Source organism: Kitasatospora herbaricolor (assembly GCF_030813695.1).
Classification (GTDB): Bacteria; Actinomycetota; Actinomycetes; order Streptomycetales; family Streptomycetaceae; genus Kitasatospora; species Kitasatospora herbaricolor.
Genome location: NZ_JAUSVA010000002.1, coordinates 6,467,176 through 6,481,656, shown reverse-complemented (window position 1 = coordinate 6,481,656; position 14,481 = coordinate 6,467,176). Strand labels below are relative to the sequence as shown.

Genomic DNA, 14,481 nt, shown 5'->3' with positions numbered 1-14,481 from the left:
CCGTCGGACCCTCGGTGGCGACGGTCTCCGCGGGGGCGCCGGCAGCCGGGGAGGCCGCCTCCGGGGCCGTGGTGCTGGTCTCGGTGTCACTCATACGTGTGTCCTCCTCTGCTGCTTCAGTCGTTGACGGCGGGGTGCTGCGCGAGCGCCTGGGCGGTGGCGTCCTTCCAGGCCATCCAGCTCAGCAACGCGCACTTCACCCGCGCCGGGTACTTGGAGACGCCGGCGAACGCGACCGCGTCCTCCAGCACCTCCTCGTCGCCCTCGCCCTGGCCCTTGCTCTGCATCAGCTCCAGGAAGGCCTCCTGGATCAGCTGGCCCTCGCCGACGGTCTTGCCGACCACCAGGTCGTTCAGCACCGAGGCGCTGGCCTGGCTGATCGAGCAGCCCTGGGACTCGTAGCTGATGTCCGCGACCGTCGAGCCGTCCAGCCGTACCCGCAGGGTGATCTCGTCACCGCAGGTCGGGTTGACGTGGTGCACCTCGGCGTCGCCGTCCCGCAGCCCCTTGCCGTGGGGGTTGCGATAGTGGTCCAGGATGATCTCCTGGTACATGGAGTCGAGCTTCATGCCCGCCGCTCCCTTCCGATGCCTCAGCCGAAGAAGTTCCGGACGTGGTGCAGGCCGTCGACGAGGGCGTCGACGTCGGCCGGCGTCGAGTACAGGTAGAACGACGCCCGGGTGGTCGCCGGAATTCCGTACCGCAGGCAGACCGGCCGCGCGCAGTGGTGGCCGACGCGCACGGCGATGCCCTGCTCGTCCAGCACCTGGCCCACGTCGTGCGGGTGGATGTCGCCCAGCACGAAGGAGATCGCGGCGCCGCGGTCGACCGCCGACCGGGGGCCGATGATCCGCAGGTCCGGGATCTCCAGCAGCCGCTCGACGGCGTACTCGGTGATCGCGTGCTCGTGCGCGGCGATCCGCTCCATGCCGATGGCCGACAGGTAGTCGATGGCCGCGCCCAGCCCGACCGCCTGGGCGATCGGCGGGGTGCCCGCCTCGAACTTGTGCGGCGCCGGGGCGTAGGTGGACGAGCCCATCGTGACGGTCTCGATCATCTCGCCGCCGCCGAGGAACGGCGGGAGGTCCTCCAGCAGCTCCTGGCGGCCCCAGAGCACGCCGATGCCGGTCGGGGCCAGCATCTTGTGGCCGGTGAAGGCGACGAAGTCGGCCTCCAGCGCCTGGACGTCCAGCACCATGTGCGGGGCGGCCTGCGAGGCGTCGATCAGCACCAGGGCGCCGACCGCCTGGGCGCGGCGGACGATCGCCTCGACCGGGTTGACGGTGCCCATCAGGTTGGAGACCAGCGTGAACGAGACGATCTTCGTCTTCTCGTTGATCAGCTCGTCGAGGTTCGACAGGTCGAGCCGGCCCTCGTCGGTCAGCCCGAACCACTTCAGCTTCGCGCCGGTGCGCTGCGAGAGCAGCTGCCACGGAACGATGTTGGAGTGGTGCTCCATCTCGGTGATGACGATCTCGGCGTCGGCGTCGACCTTGTACGGCTCGTCCGCCCAGCCCAGCATGTTGGCGACCAGGTTGAGCGACTCCGAGGCGTTCTTGGTGAAGATCACCTCGTCCCGGCTCGGCGCGTTGATGAACGCCGCGACCTTGTCACGCGCGCCCTCGTACAGTGCCGTGGCCTCCTCGGCCAGGACGTGGACACCGCGGTGCACGTTGGCGTTGTGCCGCTCGTAGTACGCGTTGAGCGCGTCCAGCACCTGACGGGGCTTCTGCGAGGTCGCCGCGTTGTCGAGGTAGACCAGCGGCTTGCCGTCGTGCAGCACCCGCTGCAGGATCGGGAAGTCCTTGCGGAGCGAGTCGCCGAACTCCTGCGCCTCGGCCAGCGGACCGGTCAGCGCACGCGCCGAGCCAGAATCGATTGTCACTCGGAAGCGCCACCCTTCACGTAGGACTCGTAGCCCTCGTTCTCCAGCTTGTCGGCCAGCTCCGCGCCGCCGGACTCGACGATGCGGCCGGCCGAGAAGACGTGGACGTAGTCGGGCTTGATGTACTTCAGGATGCGGGTGTAGTGCGTGACCAGCAGGGTGCCGACCTCGCCGCTGGAGGCGACCCGGTTGATGCCCTCGGAGACCTGGCGCAGCGCGTCGACGTCCAGGCCGGAGTCGGTCTCGTCGAGGATCGCGATCTTCGGCTTGAGCAGCTCCAGCTGGAGGATCTCGTGGCGCTTCTTCTCGCCGCCGGAGAAGCCCTCGTTGACGTTGCGCTCGGCGAAGGCCGGGTCCATGTGCAGGGCGGCCATCGCCTCCTTGACCTCCTTCACCCACAGCCGCAGCTTGGGGGCCTCGCCGCGGACGGCGGTGGCGGCGGTGCGCAGGAAGTTGGAGACCGAGACGCCGGGGACCTCGACCGGGTACTGCATGGCCAGGAAGACGCCGGCGCGGGCGCGCTCGTCGACGGTCATGTCCAGCACGTTCTCACCGTCGAGCAGCACCGAGCCGCTGGTCACCGTGTACTTCGGGTGACCGGCCAGCGAGTACGCGAGGGTCGACTTGCCGGAGCCGTTCGGACCCATGATCGCGTGGGTCTCGCCCTGCTTCACGGTGAGGTCGACGCCGCGGAGGATCTCGCGCGGGCCGTTCTCGGCCTCGACGGAGACGTGCAGGTCACGGATTTCAAGCGTTGCCATGGGGACTCAGGACTCCTGGTTGACGGAGACGAGCACATCGTCCCCTTCGATCTTTACGGGGTAGACAGGGACCGGCTTGGTGGCGGGCAGGCCCGAGGGCTTGCCGGAGCGCAGGTCGAAGCTGGAGCCGTGCAGCCAGCACTCGATCATGCAGTCCTCGACCTCGCCCTCCGAGAGCGACACGTTGGCGTGCGAGCAGATGTCGTTGATCGCGAACACCTCGCCCTCGGTACGGACGATCGCGACCGGGACACCGTTGAGGTCCACACGCTTGGGCTCGTCCTCGGCCAGGTCGCTGAGCGAACAGGCGCGGAGAAAGCTCATCAGACGTTCGCTTCCAGCTCGGCCTCGATCTTCTCCAGCAGGTGGTCCTGGATCTCGGCGACGCCGATCTGCTGGACCAGCTCCGCGAAGAAGCCGCGGACCACCAGGCGACGGGCCTCCTCGGCCGGGATGCCGCGCGCCTGCAGGTAGAAGAGCTGCTCGTCGTCGAAGCGGCCGGTCGCCGAGGCGTGGCCGGCGCCGACGATCTCGCCGGTCTCGATCTCCAGGTTCGGGATCGAGTCGACCCGGGCGCCGTCGGTGAGCACCAGGTTGCGGTTGTGCTCGTAGGTGTCGGTGCCCTCGGCGGCGGCGCGGATCAGCACGTCGCCGACCCAGACCGCGTGCGCGTCCTTGCCCTGCAGGGCGCCCTTGTAGACCACGTTGGAGCGGCAGTGCGGGGTGTCGTGGTCGATGACCAGACGGTGCTCCAGGTGCTGGCCGGCGTCCGCGAAGTACAGGCCGAACAGGTCGGCCTCGCCGCCGGGGGCGGCGTAGGTGACCCGCGGGTGGATCCGGACGACGTCGCCGCCGAAGGTGACCACGACGGACTTCAGCGAGGCGTCCCGGCCGACCAGCGCGGTCTGCTGGGCGGTGTGCACCGCGTCGCGGTCCCAGTCCTGGACCGAGACGAAGGTCAGCTTCGCACCGTCGCCGACCAGCAGCTCCACGTTGGCGGCCCGGGTCCCGGTACCGGTGTGGTTGATCACCACGACGGCCTCGGCGAACGGCTTGACGTCGATCACCACGTGGGCGAAACGGGTGCCGCCCTCACCGTGCACGTCGATCTTCACCGGCTCGGTGAGCACCGTCTCCTTGGGGACGGTGACGACCAGCGCCTGCTCGAAGGAGCTGTACGCCTGCGCGGCGACCCGGTCGACCGGCTTGCCGGCCTTGCCCAGACGCGCGTCGTCGCGGCCGACCTGCTCGGCGGTGACGCCGTCCGGCAGGCCCAGCTCCACCTTGTCCACGCCCGTGGCGTTGGCGGCGGCGGTGCCGTCGTGCAGCCCGGCCAGGCGGTGCAGCGGGGTGAACCGCCAGTCCTCCTCGCGGCCGGTGGGCACCGGGAAGTCGTTCACGTCGTACGAGGGCTTGACCGTGACGCGGGCGTCGATCGGCTGCTGGACGCTCGCGCGGCCGGTGCCCGGGCCGGCCAGCTTCTCGCCGGCGCCGGACGTGCCGACCTCGATGGACCCGGCGGTCGTGGAGCCGGTGCTGTTGTTGACGTCAGCCATGGCTGTCGTGTTGCTCTCTTCCTGAAAGTTCTCGACTGGACTTCGCGCGGCTGACGTCAGCCGACGGAGCCCTCCATCTGCAGCTCGATCAGCCGGTTCAGCTCCAGCGCGTACTCCATCGGGAGCTCACGGGCGATCGGCTCGACGAAGCCACGGACGATCATCGCCATCGCCTCGAACTCGGTCATGCCCCGGCTCATCAGGTAGAAGAGCTGGTCCTCGCTGACCTTGGAGACGGTGGCCTCGTGGCCCATCGACACGTCGTCCTCGCGGACGTCCACGTACGGGTAGGTGTCCGACCGGGAGATGGTGTCCACCAGCAGCGCGTCGCAGAGCACGTTGGACTTGGCGCCCTTGGAGCCCTCGCCGATCTCGATCAGGCCGCGGTACGAGGTGCGGCCGCCGCCGCGGGCCACCGACTTGGAGACGATGTTCGAGGAGGTGTTCGGCGCCATGTGGACCATCTTGGCGCCGGCGTCCTGGTGCTGGCCCTCGCCGGCGAAGGCGATCGACAGCGTCTCGCCCTTGGCGTGCTCGCCCATCAGGTAGACGGCCGGGTACTTCATGGTGACCTTGGAACCGATGTTGCCGTCGATCCACTCCATGGTCGCGCCCTCGTACGCCACGGCGCGCTTGGTGACCAGGTTGTAGACGTTGTTCGACCAGTTCTGGATCGTCGTGTAGCGGCAGCGGCCGCCCTTCTTGACGATGATCTCCACCACGGCGCTGTGCAGCGAGTCCGAGGAGTAGATCGGCGCGGTGCAGCCCTCGACGTAGTGGACGTAGGCGTCCTCGTCGACGATGATCAGCGTCCGCTCGAACTGGCCCATGTTCTCGGTGTTGATCCGGAAGTAGGCCTGCAGCGGGATCTCCACGTGGACGCCCTTGGGGACGTAGATGAAGGACCCGCCGGACCACACGGCCGTGTTCAGCGCGGCGAACTTGTTGTCGCCGGCCGGGATGACCGTGCCGAAGTACTCCTCGAAGATCTCCGGGTGCTCCTTGAGCGCGGTGTCCGTGTCCATGAAGATCACACCCTGAGCCTCGAGCTCTTCGTTGATCTGGTGGTAGACCACCTCGGACTCGTACTGCGCGGCGACACCGGCGACCAGGCGCTGCTTCTCCGCCTCCGGGATGCCCAGCTTGTCGTAGGTCGCCTTGATGTCGGCGGGCAGGTCCTCCCAGGACTCCGCCTGCTTCTCGGTCGACCGCACGAAGTACTTGATGTTGTCGAAGTCGATGCCGGTGAGGTCGGAGCCCCAGGTCGGCATGGGCTTCTTGCCGAAGAGCTTCAGGCCCTTGAGACGCAGGTTCAGCATCCACTCGGACTCGGACTTCTTCGAGGAGATGTCGCGCACGACCTCTTCGCTGAGGCCGCGCTTGGCCGCGGCGCCGGCCGCGTCCGGGTCCGACCAGCCGTACTCGTAGGTGCCCAGGCCTTCGAGCTCCGGGTGCGAAACGATGTCAGTCATGCGAGGTTCCTCCGCGCGGACGCAGGTTCCGGATCAGTGAGTGGCGTACCGGCAGTCGGCACTGCACCGGGCGTCCGCGGCTTCGCGGACGACGATGCGGCACCGGATGCCGGCACATAGGTGGTGCAGACCCCGTCGCCGTGGGCGATCGTGGCCAGCCGTTGCACATGGGTGCCCAGGAGCTGGGAGAAGAACTCGGTCTCCGCCTCGCAGAGCTGCGGGAACTGCTCGGCGATGTGCGCGACCGGGCAGTGGTGCTGGCAGAGCTGAGCGCCCGCCGGGCTGTTCGACGCCGCCGCGGACGGCACCCGCCGCACGGTGGCAGCGTACCCGTCGGCGCTCAGGGCCTGCGCGAGCGCCTCGGTCCGCTGGTCGGCCGAGGCCTGCTCCAGCGCTCCGAGGTATCTCTCGCCCTGCTTGCCGAAACGGGCCCGGGCGAAGGCGGCGACCGCCTCCTCGCCCGCCTTGCCGCCGCCCACCGCGTCGGAGATCCAGCGCAGTGCGTCGGCGGCGAGCTGGTCGTACGCCTGGTAGAAGGCGTCCCGGCCGGACTCGGTGAGACCGAACACCTTGGCCGGACGGCCCCGGCCCCGGCTGCCGTAGACCCGCTGCTCGCGGGACTCGACCAGACCGGCGGCGGCCAGGCCGTCCAGGTGCCGGCGGACGGCGGCGGCCGTGAGGCCGAGCCGGCTCGCCAGGTCGGCGGCGGAGGAGGGGCCGTGGTCCAGGATCGAACGGGCGACCCGGTCACGGGTGGCCCGGTGGCCCTCCAGCAGCACCTCGGCCGCCGTTTCGGGCACGGCACAGCCGGGGGCCGACTCGGCCTCCTGCTGCTGGTTCCGTTCCCGCATGTTTTTCACAACACCAGTGTTGCGTAATTACTTCCGTCAGGACAACCCGTGATCCACGCCTCATGGGTGGCTTCAATCACGCAGGTAAGGCTTACCTGACCTGCGAAAACGATCACCGAGGCCCTGTGCGGACGTCGTGTGAAGGCCTCCTAGACTCGCCGGTATGCACGCAGACCCCGACCGCCCGCAGCCCGCAGTCGAGATCGCCGGGCTGGTCAAGCGCTACGGCGACAAGACCGCGGTGGACGGCCTCGACCTCGTCGTCGAACGCGGCGGGATCACCGCGGTGCTCGGCCCCAACGGCGCCGGCAAGACCACCACCGTGGAAACCTGCGAGGGCTACCACCGCCCCGACGCCGGCAGCGTCCGCGTCCTCGGCCTCGACCCGGTCACCCAGGGCGCCCTGCTCCGCCCCCGGATCGGCGTGATGCTCCAGTCCGGCGGCGTGTACGCCGGCGCCCGCGCCGTCGAGATGCTCCGGCACACCGCCAAACTGCACGCCGACCCGCTGGACGTCCCCGAACTGGTCGAACGCCTCGGCCTCGGCTCCTGCGGCCGCACCACCTACCGCCGGCTCTCCGGCGGCCAGCAGCAGCGCCTCGCCCTCGCCATGGCCGTGGTCGGCCGCCCCGAACTCGTCTTCCTCGACGAGCCGACCGCCGGCCTCGACCCGCAGGCCCGCCGCGCCACCTGGGACCTCGTCCGCGACCTGCGCCGGGACGGCGTCACCGTGGTCGTCACCACCCACCACATGGACGAGGCCGAACAGCTCGCCGACCAGGTCGCCGTCGTCGACCACGGCAAGGTCATCGCCACCGGCACCCCCGACGAACTCTGCCGCGGCGGCGCCGAGGACAGCCTGCGCTTCGACGGCCCCGCCGGCCTCGACCTCGGCTCCCTGCTCAAGGTGCTCCCCGACGGCGCCGCCGTCGCCGAACCCACCCCCGGCAACTACCGCGTCGAAGCACCCGTCGACCCCCGGCTGCTCGCCACCGTCACCACCTGGTGCGCGGCCTCCGGCATCCTGCCGGAACGGCTGACGGTGCAGCGCCGCAGCCTCGAAGACGTCTTCCTCGACCTGACCGGACGGGACCTCCGCTCGTGACCGACCAGACCACCCGGCCGGTCCCGACCGACCGCGCCCCCCGGACCGACCACACCCCCCGGCCCGGCGCCGCCCCGGTCTCCCGGATGCTGCTCGCCCAGACCGCCTTCGAGACGAGGATGCTGCTGCGCAACGGCGAGCAGCTGCTGCTGACGGTGATCATCCCCAGCGTCCTGCTGGTGCTCTTCAGCGCCGTCGACATCGTCGCCGTCGACGGCCCCGGCAAGCGCGTGGACTTCCTCGCCCCCGGCCTGCTGGCCCTCGCCGTGATGTCCACCGCCTTCACCGGCCAGGCCATCGCCACCGGCTTCGAACGCCGCTACGGCGTCCTCAAGCGCCTCGGCGCCAGCCCGCTCCCCCGCTGGGCCCTGCTCACCGCGAAGACCGGCTGCGTGCTGGTCACCGAGGCCCTCCAGGTCGCCCTGCTCAGCGCCATCGCGCTGGCCCTCGGCTGGTCCCCGCACGGGCTCGCCACGCCGCAGGGGGCGCTCGCGGTCGCCGCCCTGCTCGTCCTCGGCACCGCCGCCTTCTCCGGCCTCGGCCTGCTGATGGCCGGCACCCTGCGCGCCGAAGCCACCCTGGCCGCCGCCAACCTGGTCTTCGTCCTGCTGCTGCTGGCCGGCGGCGTGATCGTCCCGCTCTCCAAGTTCCCCGCCGGCGTCCGGCACGTGCTGGAGCTCCTCCCGATCAACGCCCTCTCGGACGGCCTGCGGTCGGTACTCCAGCAGGGCGCCGGCGTGCCCTGGGGCGACCTGGGGATCCTGGGCGTGTGGTCCGTCCTGGGGCTGGCGGCGGCGGCGCGGTTCTTCCGCTGGGAGTAGGCGCACGCGGGCAGGACCCGGCGTCAGGCCGCACACGGGCCCGGGAGGTCGAGCACCGGCGGCCCGGACCCGTGGTCGGCCCGCCGGGCCGCGGCGAACACCGTCGGGGGCGGTGACGGGGCAGGGTCTGCCTCGGCCCGCTGCGTTCGGTCACGATGCACCCGCGCCCCGGGCCGGTTCCGGGGGTTTCGGAGGCCGGCCCGGGGCGCGGGCGTGGTCGGGGCGGGCCGGGTCAGTGGCGGTTGCCCCGGCGGCGGGAGAGCAGCAGCAGGGCGCCGCCGACCAGGACGACGGCGCCGCCGGCTGCGGCGACGATCGGGGTGGCGCCGCTGCCACCGGTCTGGGCCAGGGCCGGGGTGGTGCTCGCGGCCTTCACCGTGGCGGGGGCGCTGGTGGCCGGGGCGCTGGTGGCCGGGGCCGCGGAGGTGGTGGTGGGGGCGACGGTGGCCGGGGCCGAGGTGCTGGGCGTCGCGGTGGCGGTGCGGGTGGGGGTCGGCGAGGTGCTGGGGGTCGGCGAGGTGGTGGGGGTGGTGGGGGTCGGGGACGGGGTGGCGCAGACCGCGATGGTCTTGGTCTGCGTCACGTTCCACTGGGGGTTCTTGGGCTGTTCCGTGGTGGTGACGACCAGGGTGGCCGAGACCGGGGCGCTGTGCGCCTTGACGGTGAAGCTCTGGTGGTAGCCGCTGCCGAACTGCTGCTGGTCCACCACCTTCTCGCCGTCGATGGTCAGGCTCACCAGGTTCTTGACGTTCTTGCTGCCGCTGTAGTCGGCCAGGTCGACGGTGACCTTGTCGCAGGTCACGGACCAGGCCGGGGTGTGCGCCGAGGCACCGGTGGCCAGAACGCCGGACAGCAGGACGGCGGTGCCGGCGGCGCCGGCGAGCGCCGCGCCGCGAATGCGCACGTGTCGCGCCATTTCGCTCTTCCCTCCGAAGGGGCTTGGGCGGCAGGGGTGTTGAGCACGCCGGGAGCTGCGCCGGGGAAGTACGCCGAGAAGCGTTCCGGGGATGGTCCGGGCCTGCCTGCCGCGATGTGCGGGGGACTCTACCGCCCCCGCGGCCGCCTGCCACCCCCGCCGAACGTCCGGATCAGGAATGGTCGTTGGGCCCTCCGGTGCTTCGGCGCCACGGCAGGCCGCCGACCTCCCGGGACGGCTCGGACCGGGGCGCCGCAGGTCGGCGGCGCCGTCGCGGGCGCGACGGACAGCACGGTGCCCCCGGAGACCAGGAGTGGTCTCCGGGGGCACCGGTCCGTTCAGGCCCACGGAGTCTCGGACCTTCGGGCCTTCGGGCGCGGCGCCGTCAGGACCGGCCGGCCGCCCTGCGACGGCTGGCGACGAGGATGCCGCCGCCGGCGGCGAGGACGACCAGGCCGCCGAGCGCGATCGGCAGGGCGCCGCCCGCGCCGGTGAGGGCGAGGCCGCCGCCGGTGCTCGGGGTGGCCGAGGGGCTGGCGCTCGCCCTCGGGACGGCGCCCGGGGTGGCCGGGGCGCTGCCGGTGGCGCTGGGCGAGGGGGCGGGCGTGCCGCCGGTGCCCGGGGTGGCGGCGGGCGAGGTCCCGACGGGGGTGCCCGGGGTGCCGGGGGTGGCCGGCGCCGAGGGGCTGCCGGTGGGGACGCCCGGGGTGGTCGGGACGACGACCGGGGGCACCTCCGCCGGCAGGCAGCCGGTGAAGGGGTAGTGGTGGGTCTCGGCGCCGCCCTTGCCGGTGAGCGACCTGGCGATCACCGAGCCGTTGACCGGGCCGCCGCTGCCCAGGTCGAAGGCGGCGTTCGGGGCGAGCACGCTGCCGGACCACGCGGCGGCGCTGTTCTTGACGACCTTGGTGGCGGTCGGGAAGTTCCAGAGCAGTTTGGCGCGTACCGCGCCGCCCGCGGCGGACTGCAGCTTGTCGTCGAGGACGTAGCCCTTCTTGGCGGCGTCCCAGAGGAAGAACCCGGTGGTGCCGGCCGCCGCCATGTCGTAGCCGTCGCCGGTGACGTTGACGATGGTCGAGGCGCCGGCCGGGACGTTCAGGTACACCTCCTTCGCGGCCTGGAGGGTCGAGGCGGGGACGGTGAAGGTGTTGAGCTGGGCGTCGGTGCCGGTGAGGGTCAGCCGGGCCCCGGAGCTCTCGGCCTTGGCGCCGGCGGTGGCGGGCGCGGCCGCGAGGGCGGTGGAGGCGGCGCGCAGCTTGCCGAACTCGGCCGCGAAGTCGATCGGGGACGCGCCCTTGACGACCTTGCCGTGGTGGGCGTCGGCGACTCCGGTGAGGGTGCCGCCGTAGATGCCGTTGCCCTTCATCACCTGGGTGTTGGTGCCGGTCAGGTTGCCGGCGACGACCAGGGCGTTTCCGCCGGGGAGGGCGGCCACCTGCTCGGCGGTCAGCTCCTGGCCGACGGTGAAGCCGCCGGTGAAGTCGGCGTTGCCGCCGATCGCGACGGCGCCCTCGGCGTCCGGGGTGTGGGTGTCGTCGCCCTCGACGAACTCGCCGTAGAGGTTGGCGACGCCGAGGCTCTGGCACTGCCGGCCGGCCTCGGTCGCGTGGGAGGCCGGCGCGAGGAGGGCGCCCAGGGCCAGGGAGCCGCCGAGGGCGAGGGCGGCGGGTACGGATATGCGCATGTGCAGGATCTCCGCGGTAGGTGCGGGGTGGGAGAGGTCCACAGGTATGGACCAATCGCACTCTTGCGGCCGAGCTGGCGAATGGTCAAGACCTTTGCCTCGCAGTGGTAGAGACCTGTGACCGTAATACCGACAAAACGCCCATTCGTGATCACGTTCGCGAAGCGCCGCGCGCCACCACCCGCCCCCGGCGGCCCCGCCCGAAGATCGCCAACCGTCCAATCTAGGATGAATCCGTGCGTACCCCTTCCTCCCTCCTCGCCGAACGCTGGCAGCCCTCCGCCGTCGTGGTACGGCGGGCCGCGCTCGCCGCGCTGGTGATGAGCATCGTGATCGTGGTCACCGGCGGCGCCGTCCGGCTCAGCGCCTCCGGCCTCGGCTGCACCACCTGGCCGCGCTGCACGGGCGAGAGCCTGACCCCGACGCCCGAGATGGGCCTGCACGGGGTCATCGAGTTCACCAACCGGATGCTGACCTACGTGCTGTGCGCGGCGGTCGGCTGGGCCATCCTGGCGGCGCGCTGCGCCGCCCCCTGGCGCCGCGGCCTCACCCGGCTCGGCTGGGCCCAGTTCTGGCTGGTGATGAGCAACGCCGTGATCGGCGGCATCACCGTGCTGACCGGCCTCAACCCGTACACGGTGGCCGTGCACCTGATCTCCGCGATGGCGCTGGTCTGGGTCGCGCTGCTGATGTGGGAGCGCTCGAAGGAGGGGGACGGCCCGCCCCGGGGCCTGGTCGCCCGGCCGATCGTCCAGCTCTCCCACGTCCTGGTGACGGTGATCGGGCTGCTGGTCGCGGCCGGCACCCTGGTGACCGGCGCGGGCCACCACCCGGGGACGCCGAAGGACAACCGGATGGTGCCGCGGATCCCGCTCGACTACGACCGGCTCGCCCAGGTCCACGCCGACCTGGCGTTCGTCTCCGTCGGCCTGGCGGTCGCGGTGCTCTTCGTGTTCGCCGCCGTGAAGGCGCCGCCGGCCGCCCGGGCCCGCGCGCGCGAGCTGCTCGTGGTGCTGCTCGCGCAGGGCGTGCTGGGCTTCGTCCAGTACTTCACCGACGTGCCGGAGGTGCTGGTCGGGGTGCACATGCTGGGCGCCACGCTCACCTGGATCGCCGTGCTGCGCGTCCCGCTCGCCCTGCGGGTGCGGACGCAGGCGCCCGCCGCCGGCCCGGCGCCGGTGCCGGCCCCCACGGCCGCCGCCACCGTCTGAACCGGCGTACGAACCGCCGAACGGAACGCCGAACGGCGAAGGCCCGGTCCGACCGCTGAACAGCGGTCGGACCGGGCCTTCCTCGTACGGCGGGAGCGCGGCGGGGTCAGCCGCCGAGCTGGATGCCCGCCATCCGCTTCCACTCGTAGGCGCCGGTCTTCACCCGCAGGCCCAGCTCGCCCTCGAAGGTGTCGTGCACCGTGAGGCCCGCGAGCTCGGCGGCCCGCAGGCCCACGGCGTAGGTCGGGGCGACCTGGTCGCCCCAGGTGCCGTCGGCTCCGACCACGACGATCCGGGTGGCGGTGCGGCCGACGTACTCGACGACGCCCTCGGCGCTGCCGCCGTGCTGGGCGGCGAAGCTGGTGAGGTGCTTGGCGATGCGCTTGGCGCGGCGCTCGGCGCGGGCGTCCGTCGCGGCGGGGGTGGCGGTCTCTGCGCTGCTCATGCCCGCATGCTACCGAGCGGTAGTGGAGCTGGCGACGGCAGCGCCGTGTGCGGCGGGCCACATCGGGGCGTCACCCGTGCACCGTGAGGTCGAGGCACCAGTCGTTGCAGCGCATGAAGGTGCCCTTCGGGTACTCGAACCCGCATTCGTCGAGCAGGGTGAAGCCGGCCCGGCGGCAGATCGCGTTGGAGGCGGGGTTGCCGACCGAGGGGAAGGCGTGCAGTTCCCGGTGCCGATCCTCGGCCCGCACCGCGCCGATCACGGCCCGTGCGGCGGCCACCGCGACTCCCCGGCCCTGGAACCCGGGCAGGACGCTCCAGCCGGTCTCGTAGACCTTCTCGCCGCGCCAGACGGTCTCCCAGAAGCCGATGCTCCCGGCCGCCGGACCGTCAGGATCCGCCCCGAGCCGGACGGTGAACATCCGCCCGCGGCCGGTGCCCGGCAGCTCCACGTAGCGCCGGTGCCGGTCGAGCAGCTGCTGCTCGGTCTCCGGGCCGCCCAGGTGCTCGGTCATCTCCGGCGAGTTGATCAGGCGCAGCAGTCCGAGGTCCCCCTCGGTCCAGGGCTCCAGCGTCACGTCCTGCATCCGGGCCTCCCCCGTGGGCCGGCGCGTCGGAGCGCCGGGGCGATCACCCAGCATGGCACGGACGCCGCCGCCCCGGCCGGGGCGGCGGCGGGAAGCACGTCGCCCCGCCGTCCGGGCGGACGGCGGGGCGGTGGCGCGGTATCCCGGGGGGCCGGAGCGGCCCGACTAGCGCAGGAAGGGGTCGACCGCGATGACCACGAAGAGCAGGGTCAGGTAGGTGATCGACCAGTGGAACAGCCGCATCTCCTTGAGCTTGGCGCCCACCACGCCGGCCTTGGCCCGGGCGTACAGGCCGTGCGCCTCCTTCAGCCAGGCGGCGCCGAGCACCACCGCGGCAACGGGGTAGAGCAGGCTGGTGTCGGCCAGCGGCCAGAGCGCCAGCGAGACGGCCACCATCACCCAGGAGTAGGCGACGATCTGCTTGGCCACGGCCAGGTTGCCCTTGATCACCGGCAGCATCGGCACGCCGGCCTTGGCGTAGTCGTCCTTGACCTTCATCGACAGCGGCCAGTAGTGCGGCGGCGTCCAGAAGAAGATCACCAGGAAGAGCACCAGCGCGGACCAGGAGACCGAGTTGTCGACGGCCGCCCAGCCGACGAACACCGGCATGCAGCCGGCGATGCCGCCCCAGACGATGTTCTGGGCCGTCCGCCGCTTCAGCCCGAGCGTGTAGACGAACACGTAGAACAGGAGAGCGGTCAGGGCGAGCGCGGAGGACAGCCAGTTGACCAGCAGTCCCAGCCAGAGCGTCGAGCCGACCGCCAGCGCGATGCCGAAGAGCAGCGCCTCCCGCGGCGAGACCATGCCGGTCACCAGCGGACGGCGCTCGGTGCGCGACATCACCGCGTCGATGTCCCGGTCGATGTACATGTTCAGGGCGTTGGCGCCGCCGGCCGAGAGGTAGCCGCCGACGACCACCGCGAGCACCAGCAGCGGGTCCGGCACACCGCGCTGCGCCAGGAACATCACCGGCACGGTGGTGATCAGCAGCAGCTCGATGATCCGGGGCTTGGTCAGGGCGACGAACGCGCCGACACGGGCCCCGAACGGCCGGTGCGCATGCGTCGCACCGGTGACCCCGGCGGGGCGGGATTCGACGGCGGTCACTAACACCCCAACTGAAGAAAAATCCTCGCAGGCGTCCACCGGACCAAAGGTGCCGAATTCGTCCGCTCTGCGCGTACCACG

General features: G+C 71.8%; 15 protein-coding genes. 3 read left to right on the top strand and 12 right to left on the bottom strand.

Annotated elements, in window-relative coordinates:
* Positions 1-116 precede the first annotated feature (116 nt).
* From sufU to J2S46_RS28460, 7 genes are read right to left on the bottom strand one after another with little or no spacing between them, the layout of a single operon-like run.
* Positions 117-569, bottom strand: coding sequence for a Fe-S cluster assembly sulfur transfer protein SufU (sufU, locus tag J2S46_RS28490; protein ID WP_073928864.1), 453 nt, complete (start codon positions 567-569; stop codon positions 117-119).
* Between the two features lie 23 nt (positions 570-592).
* On the bottom strand, positions 593-1,855 hold the full coding sequence (locus J2S46_RS28485; RefSeq protein WP_073929029.1) for a cysteine desulfurase: 1,263 nt from the start codon (positions 1,853-1,855) through the stop codon (positions 593-595).
* 26 nt (positions 1,856-1,881) lie between these two features.
* On the bottom strand, positions 1,882-2,646 hold the full coding sequence (gene sufC / locus J2S46_RS28480) for a Fe-S cluster assembly ATPase SufC (RefSeq protein ID WP_073928865.1): 765 nt from the start codon (positions 2,644-2,646) through the stop codon (positions 1,882-1,884).
* 6 nt (positions 2,647-2,652) lie between these two features.
* A complete protein-coding gene (locus J2S46_RS28475; RefSeq protein WP_073928866.1) occupies positions 2,653-2,970 on the bottom strand; it encodes a bifunctional 3-phenylpropionate/cinnamic acid dioxygenase ferredoxin subunit in 318 nt (105 codons plus the stop codon).
* Entirely contained in the window at positions 2,970-4,202 is a 1,233-nt protein-coding gene (gene sufD / locus J2S46_RS28470; RefSeq protein WP_191289904.1) for a Fe-S cluster assembly protein SufD, read from the bottom strand. Before sufD ends, J2S46_RS28475 begins: the two co-directional genes overlap by 1 nt.
* A gap of 56 nt (positions 4,203-4,258) precedes the next feature.
* On the bottom strand, positions 4,259-5,674 hold the full coding sequence (sufB, locus tag J2S46_RS28465; protein ID WP_191289905.1) for a Fe-S cluster assembly protein SufB: 1,416 nt from the start codon (positions 5,672-5,674) through the stop codon (positions 4,259-4,261).
* Positions 5,671-6,525, bottom strand: a complete 855-nt coding sequence (locus J2S46_RS28460; protein ID WP_191289906.1) for a helix-turn-helix transcriptional regulator — start codon at positions 6,523-6,525, stop codon at positions 5,671-5,673. Before J2S46_RS28460 ends, sufB begins: the two co-directional genes overlap by 4 nt.
* A 163-nt stretch (positions 6,526-6,688) precedes the next feature.
* Here J2S46_RS28460 and J2S46_RS28455 point away from each other — a divergent pair, with 163 nt between their 5' ends.
* The gene (locus J2S46_RS28455) at positions 6,689-7,630 is read left to right on the top strand and encodes an ABC transporter ATP-binding protein (RefSeq protein ID WP_191289907.1); all 942 of its coding nucleotides are present in this window, start codon (positions 6,689-6,691) and stop codon (positions 7,628-7,630) included.
* An 86-nt stretch (positions 7,631-7,716) separates the two neighbouring features.
* Entirely contained in the window at positions 7,717-8,451 is a 735-nt protein-coding gene (locus J2S46_RS28450) for an ABC transporter permease (protein ID WP_191289974.1), read from the top strand.
* A 232-nt stretch (positions 8,452-8,683) separates the two neighbouring features.
* On the opposite strand, the gene J2S46_RS28445 is transcribed toward J2S46_RS28450, so the two are convergent.
* Positions 8,684-9,367, bottom strand: a complete 684-nt coding sequence (locus J2S46_RS28445) for an LAETG motif-containing sortase-dependent surface protein (protein ID WP_191289908.1) — start codon at positions 9,365-9,367, stop codon at positions 8,684-8,686.
* A gap of 385 nt (positions 9,368-9,752) precedes the next feature.
* Positions 9,753-11,051, bottom strand: coding sequence for a choice-of-anchor A family protein (locus tag J2S46_RS28440; protein WP_191289909.1), 1,299 nt, complete (start codon positions 11,049-11,051; stop codon positions 9,753-9,755).
* A gap of 236 nt (positions 11,052-11,287) precedes the next feature.
* Here J2S46_RS28440 and J2S46_RS28435 point away from each other — a divergent pair, with 236 nt between their 5' ends.
* Entirely contained in the window at positions 11,288-12,262 is a 975-nt protein-coding gene (locus J2S46_RS28435; RefSeq protein WP_229912685.1) for a COX15/CtaA family protein, read from the top strand.
* Between the two features lie 106 nt (positions 12,263-12,368).
* Here the strand turns inward: J2S46_RS28435 and J2S46_RS28430 are convergent, their stop codons facing one another.
* The 3 genes from J2S46_RS28430 to J2S46_RS28420 form a co-directional block, all read right to left on the bottom strand.
* Positions 12,369-12,707: a hypothetical protein gene (locus J2S46_RS28430; RefSeq protein ID WP_191289910.1), complete on the bottom strand. Its 339-nt coding sequence runs from the start codon at positions 12,705-12,707 to the stop codon at positions 12,369-12,371.
* A 70-nt stretch (positions 12,708-12,777) separates the two neighbouring features.
* The gene (locus tag J2S46_RS28425) at positions 12,778-13,293 is read right to left on the bottom strand and encodes a GNAT family N-acetyltransferase (protein WP_191289911.1); all 516 of its coding nucleotides are present in this window, start codon (positions 13,291-13,293) and stop codon (positions 12,778-12,780) included.
* Between the two features lie 165 nt (positions 13,294-13,458).
* The gene (locus J2S46_RS28420; RefSeq protein ID WP_073928876.1) at positions 13,459-14,400 is read right to left on the bottom strand and encodes a heme o synthase; all 942 of its coding nucleotides are present in this window, start codon (positions 14,398-14,400) and stop codon (positions 13,459-13,461) included.
* Positions 14,401-14,481: the final 81 nt, after the last annotated feature.

What these genes read in the sequence shown, in the direction of transcription:
- J2S46_RS28430 (WP_191289910.1), bottom strand. Translation starts at nt 12,707, where the DNA reads ATGAGCAGCGCAGAGACCGCCACCCCCGCCGCGACGGACGCCCGCGCC.
- J2S46_RS28445 (WP_191289908.1), bottom strand. Translation starts at nt 9,367, where the DNA reads ATGGCGCGACACGTGCGCATTCGCGGCGCGGCGCTCGCCGGCGCCGCC.
- J2S46_RS28440 (WP_191289909.1), bottom strand. Translation starts at nt 11,051, where the DNA reads ATGCGCATATCCGTACCCGCCGCCCTCGCCCTCGGCGGCTCCCTGGCC.
- J2S46_RS28455 (WP_191289907.1), top strand. Translation starts at nt 6,689, where the DNA reads ATGCACGCAGACCCCGACCGCCCGCAGCCCGCAGTCGAGATCGCCGGG.
- sufU (WP_073928864.1), bottom strand. Translation starts at nt 569, where the DNA reads ATGAAGCTCGACTCCATGTACCAGGAGATCATCCTGGACCACTATCGC.
- J2S46_RS28425 (WP_191289911.1), bottom strand. Translation starts at nt 13,293, where the DNA reads ATGCAGGACGTGACGCTGGAGCCCTGGACCGAGGGGGACCTCGGACTG.
- J2S46_RS28475 (WP_073928866.1), bottom strand. Translation starts at nt 2,970, where the DNA reads ATGAGCTTTCTCCGCGCCTGTTCGCTCAGCGACCTGGCCGAGGACGAG.
- sufB (WP_191289905.1), bottom strand. Translation starts at nt 5,674, where the DNA reads ATGACTGACATCGTTTCGCACCCGGAGCTCGAAGGCCTGGGCACCTAC.
- sufD (WP_191289904.1), bottom strand. Translation starts at nt 4,202, where the DNA reads ATGGCTGACGTCAACAACAGCACCGGCTCCACGACCGCCGGGTCCATC.
- J2S46_RS28460 (WP_191289906.1), bottom strand. Translation starts at nt 6,525, where the DNA reads ATGCGGGAACGGAACCAGCAGCAGGAGGCCGAGTCGGCCCCCGGCTGT.
- sufC (WP_073928865.1), bottom strand. Translation starts at nt 2,646, where the DNA reads ATGGCAACGCTTGAAATCCGTGACCTGCACGTCTCCGTCGAGGCCGAG.
- J2S46_RS28450 (WP_191289974.1), top strand. Translation starts at nt 7,717, where the DNA reads ATGCTGCTCGCCCAGACCGCCTTCGAGACGAGGATGCTGCTGCGCAAC.